Source organism: Rhodovulum sp. (assembly GCF_011048875.1).
GTDB classification, from domain to species: domain Bacteria; phylum Pseudomonadota; class Alphaproteobacteria; order Rhodobacterales; family Rhodobacteraceae; genus Rhodovulum; species Rhodovulum tesquicola.
Genome location: NZ_DSDD01000199.1, coordinates 1 through 4833 on the forward strand (window position 1 = coordinate 1; position 4833 = coordinate 4833).

The window sequence follows — 4833 nt, forward strand, 5'->3', positions numbered from 1 at the left end:
GGCGTGGCGCTTGATGGTGCCGACCGGCACGCCCTGATAAGGCACGCCCCGCAGCTCGGCCCAAGAAGTGAGCGTGGCCATGAGCCCGCCATAGACATGGGCCGCGTCAGTTGCGGCGTGGCGGCGCACCTCCTCGAACCAGATCGCGGCGACCGGTCCCGACAGGCGATCGATCTCGGTCAGCCAGTTGGTGAAGCGCAGATAGCGCATGCCGCCACCGTCATAGCGGCCGGGCCTGAAGCTCGCGGTCCCACTGGTGATCAGCCCTTCGGCCGAGCGCAACGCCCAGCCGGTGCTGGTGCCGAGATCCAGCGCGAGAATGCAGCGGTCGAGAGTGCCGGCAGCCGTGAGAGGCGCCGCAGCGATGTGTGGGGAGCGGTCCATGATGACCTCCTCTTCGATTGAGAGGCCGGGGCGGCACGGCTGCTCGGGTAGAGCGGCAGCACGCGCGCCCGGACCGGGATCGCGAGGTCTGGTCACGGTCACGTTGTCGATGCCGGGAGCGCCCGGCACTTCCTTCAATGGCTTCACCCCGTCCGCTTGAAGGAAGTGGGGCCGCAAGCCATTGGCAGAATGAGTATAAATCTCTTCTTTCAATATTTCAGTTATTTCATGGGGTATGGGTGTGGCACCCCTTCCCATCCACGCGCGCGAGGGTCCTTGCGTGAAATATTGAAAGAAGCCCCGCGCGCCGGATTTCCATTCCGGGACGGGAGCTTGCGCACAAACTTCCTTCAAATGAAGGATGGGGGCGGTTGAAGGAAGCACCGTCCCGACCCTCACCGCATCGCCCGGAAGCGCATGGCCTTCCGCCCCCCGGTCTCCTTCTCCACCGCGACGATGTCACCGCTCTCGACCAGCGTGAGCAGGATGTCGTCGCGGTCGCGCGCCCGGAGCCATTGCGACGCGCGGGTCAGTTCGGACTTGGTGACGCCTGCCGACCCGGCCTTGCGGATGATCTCTCGCACCCGCTTCAGATGCGCCTCGGTCTCGGTGTCGGCGACATGGCGCTCAACGGCGTCGATGGTGCGCCGGGCGAAGTGCCGCACGAAATCAATCGCCCAGACGGCCTCCTCGAGCCGGATGACAGGATGGACCGCATTCCGCCCCCCGGCCAGGACGAGCGCGACCTTGGCCGCGTTTTCCGCGATCCGAGCAAGGATCGGCCGTCTGGAACGTGCCGGCTGCAGCCCTGAGCTCGCCGGTGATCTCGTCGCTGAGCGCGTCGAAGCGAAGCTGCGCCTCATCGTCCATCGGCACTGTCATCGGGTCGACCGCGGTCTCGGGGCCCGAGGTTCGGCCGGCGAGGTTACCGCTCGCCCGGCCGCCGCCTTCGGCGAGCCGCTGCAGCCCCTCGATCAGCGCGCGCGGAGGTCGACGCAGCCCGGCGCTACGGTTCTCGTCCGGATAGTCCTCCTCGCTCGGCAGGATGATGAACCGGGCGAGCGAGCCGTCGACGACATTCGCGCCTTGCAGCGCCCCCCAGAAATGCAGCGGCGTCGTCGTGCCATAGACGCAGAGGCAGGGCTGGACGATGTCGCGCCGCTCGTTCGAGCCGTCCCGGTTGGCGTATTCCGCGCCGAGAAAGACCCCGCACGCCGCGGTGTAGAGCTCGGTCATGTTGTCGAGGATCTCGGTGACGTGGCGCGGGCTGCGCTTCCGGTCGGCCGCCGCCGCAAGGAACATCCCGAACTCGTCGATCTGGAACAAGATGGCGGGCTGACGGTGGAGAGCGGTCAGGAGCCCCGCGCCCGACGCGATCTTGTTGCCGCCCAGGTGGTGCGCGAGGCCGGCCGCGAAGAACAGCTCGTTGACGACCTCGCGGGCGTGGTTCTTGCCCGAGCCGCTGTCCGCGATGCCGACGATGTAGAGGTTCGTGCGCAGGTCGGTCGTCGTGCGGTAGCGCCGCCCCATCAGCGCGCCGAGGGCGCAGAGGCTCGCACCCACCGCAAGAAGCGGCTGCGGTCTGCGTGCCGTGTCGATCATGTAGCGCGCGAGATCGCCCACGAGCCCGCCTGGGATCGTCAGCGTGAAGGACGGCGCAGGCGCGAGGATCGGCATCGGGGCTTCAGGCTGGGCGAGCCGCGCGAGGAGGCCCGCCGCGGGATGCGCGTCGCCCGAGCAAACCTTCTGACTGCCGTCGAGCAGCAGGTCGGGATCGGGACGCCAGCCCTTCTCCATGGCGAGGTGATAGATCGTGCCGGCGCCGATGCGCGCGGGCCTGAAGCTCGCCCACGCCTTCGCCGTCGCGGCCGGATCGTTCTTGGCGGCCTGCGCCGACCAGTCGGCGAAGAGCGCAGCACCCTCCTCGCCCAGCGCGCCCTTCAGCGCCATGCCGATGCGCATCCAGCTGTCGTAGTCGAGCTCGGCGTTGGGCAGCCAGGCGAGCGCGCTGCGGATCGCCGCCAGCGTGCCGGCCTGTGCGTGGGCCGGCAGACTCGGGTGCGCTGCGCCGTTCGCCGTCTTCGCACCGAGGCTCTTCGGGCGCATCTCGGGCGGAATCAGCGCCAGCGCCTCGTCGAGAAACGCTGCCGCCCGGCCGGCGTCGATGGCGGGCAGACTCTCGATGTCGAGGTCAGCCAACCCCTCGTCCGGCCACGCATAGGGCTGACCGGTGTCGGGATGCTCGGCATAGGCCACGAACTGCTGTCCGAGGCAGAGCATTTCCAACGGGGCACGCCGGATCCCGGCGAAGGGCTCTCGCGTGCGATAGACAAGCAGCCGCTTCGGTGGCTTGCCGATCCTGAGCGCCGGCGTGTCGCCCAGCCGCTCGCGGGCCAGTCGTTCGATGCGCAGCGCAAGCTCGCCATCCTCGGCGACGTCGATGTCGAGCGCGGCGACCGCGCCGCCGACGATTCCGACGCCGCAGTCGGGCCAGCTGGACCAGGTCGTGACCTCGAGCTCGGTCGTGGCGCGGCTCGCATGCCGATTCCACTGCGGGTAGTCGTGCCAGACCGCGCGGGTGAACTGGCCGGGTTTCTTGGTGCCGGGCGCGATCGGCAGGATCGCGTAGCCGTTGGTCACGAGACGCGCGCCCACGCGCGCCATCCACGAGGTGTCCGCCATCAGAAGGGCACCTCCGGGATCATGCCGTCGAGACGCGCGCGGTCCTTCGCCGCCAGGTCGCGCAGGTGGTCGCAGTAGCCGGTGACGATCACCTCGACGAAGGTGTCCCACTCCTCCTCGCTGAGTTGGGCGAGATCGGTCCGGCCGAGGCTGTCGAGATAGGCGCCGCCGGCCTTGCCGCCCTCGACCATGGCCGCCGTCTCATTGGGGGTCGGATCGATCATGCCCGACCTCCGGTGGCAAATGTCCTGGCAAGCGCGGCTGCAGAGGTCTCGGCGGCTCGTGTCGCGCCGCGGGTCGGAGACGCGGAAGCGCGCGTCGAACCAGCCCCAGCCACGGGGCTCTCGGTGGCAGACGGCGCAGAGCCCGGAACGGCTGTAAGGCATGGGGCGAACCTGTAGGCGGTGATTTCGGTGAAGCGGCCCGCGGGGCGGACAGCGATCTCGGTGGGTCGGCGCAGCCGGTCCGCCAGCAGGAGCGCCTCATCGATAGACTCGGGCACTTCCAGCTCGGGCGCGCGCTCGCGCCACCAGCTCACGGCCTTCCGGCGCGGATAACCCTCGTGCTCGAAGCAGACCCATTCCGTGTGGAAGGCGAGACCGCAGCGGTAGGTGACCTTCAGCGAGACCCGCCCGCCGCGCTTCTCGTGGCGCCTGTAGGTGACGTCGGTGACGGCGGCCCATTGCGGCTTGCCTGTCGACAGGACCTCCAGCGTCGAGGCGGTCGGCTCGAGCTTCACCTCGCGGCCGGGGAACTCGAAACCGCAGTCAGGGCATTCGAGCGCCGCGATGGCGACGATGGTCCCGCATTCCGGGCAGATCTTGGTGGGCGGCGGTCCGTCGCCCTGTCCCCTCGGCCGCTTCGGCCGCACCAGATCGATGGGGCCATGCCGGCGGACATTGCCCGCGAAATCGAGAACAAGGCAGTTCTCCTTGCCCTCGGCGAGCCGCGTGCCCCGTCCGGCCATCTGGACATAGAGACCGGCCGACCTGGTGGGCCGCAGCATGGCGATCAGGTCCACGGCCGGCGCGTTGAAGCCCGTTGTCAGCACGCCCATGGAGGCCAGCGCCCTGATCTCGCCGCGCTTGAAGGCGGCGATGATCGCGTCACGCTCGTCTTTCGGCGTCTTGCCGAAGATGGTGGCGCAGCTCACCCCGCGGCGGCGGAACTCCTCGGCGACGTGGGTGGCGTGGCGGACGCCCGAGCAGAAGGCGAGCCAGGACCGGCGCGTCTCGCCATGGGCGATCACCTCGGCCACAGCGGCGCGCGTGATGGCGTCCTGGTCGACCGCGTCCTCGAGGTCGCGCGCGATGAACTCGCCGCCCCGCGATCCCACGCCGGTCACGTCGAGGCGGGTCTTCGTCTGTTTCGAGATGAGCGGGGAGAGAAAGCCCTGATCGATCAGGTCGCGGACCGACACCTCGTAGGCGATGTCGGTGAAGAGCGCGTTCTCGCCCTCGTGCAGCATGCCGCTGTCGAGCCGGAAGGGCGTCGCCGTCAGCCCGATCACCTTCAGCGCGGGGTTGATCGCCTGCAGGTCGGTGATGAAACGGCGATACATGGTGTTCGACCGGCCGGGGATCAGATGGGCCTCGTCGATCAGCACCAGATCGGCATGGCCGATGCGCGTCGCCTTGTCGTGGATGGACTGGATGCCGGCGAAGAGGATCCGGGCCCGCGCGTCGCGGCGGCCGAGCCCGGCCGAGTAGATGCCCGCGGGCGCCTTGGGCCAGAGCCCCAGCATCTCGGCATGGTTCTGCGCGATCA

Annotated in this window: 5 protein-coding genes; all 5 read right to left on the reverse strand. The window is 69.0% G+C overall.

Annotated features, from left to right (window positions below):
* Positions 1 to 384, reverse strand: a 384-nt coding sequence (locus ENN83_RS06960) for a hypothetical protein (RefSeq protein ID WP_287185508.1), incomplete at its 3' end; no start/stop codon positions are given.
* Between the two features lie 395 nt (positions 385 to 779).
* Entirely contained in the window at positions 780 to 1049 is a 270-nt protein-coding gene (locus ENN83_RS06965; RefSeq protein WP_287185509.1) for a hypothetical protein, read from the reverse strand.
* A gap of 4 nt (positions 1050 to 1053) precedes the next feature.
* On the reverse strand, positions 1054 to 3066 hold the full coding sequence (locus ENN83_RS06970) for a PriCT-2 domain-containing protein (RefSeq protein WP_287185510.1): 2013 nt from the start codon (positions 3064 to 3066) through the stop codon (positions 1054 to 1056).
* Positions 3066 to 3290, reverse strand: coding sequence for a DUF6511 domain-containing protein (locus ENN83_RS06975; protein WP_028030858.1), 225 nt, complete (start codon positions 3288 to 3290; stop codon positions 3066 to 3068). The genes ENN83_RS06970 and ENN83_RS06975 overlap by 1 nt, the downstream gene beginning before the upstream one ends.
* Positions 3287 to 4833: DEAD/DEAH box helicase (locus tag ENN83_RS06980; protein ID WP_287185511.1), on the reverse strand; the 1547-nt coding region annotated here is incomplete at its 5' end. The genes ENN83_RS06975 and ENN83_RS06980, both read right to left, overlap by 4 nt.

What these genes read in the sequence shown, in the direction of transcription:
- ENN83_RS06970 (WP_287185510.1), bottom strand. Translation starts at nt 3,066, where the DNA reads ATGGCGGACACCTCGTGGATGGCGCGCGTGGGCGCGCGTCTCGTGACC.
- ENN83_RS06975 (WP_028030858.1), bottom strand. Translation starts at nt 3,290, where the DNA reads ATGATCGATCCGACCCCCAATGAGACGGCGGCCATGGTCGAGGGCGGC.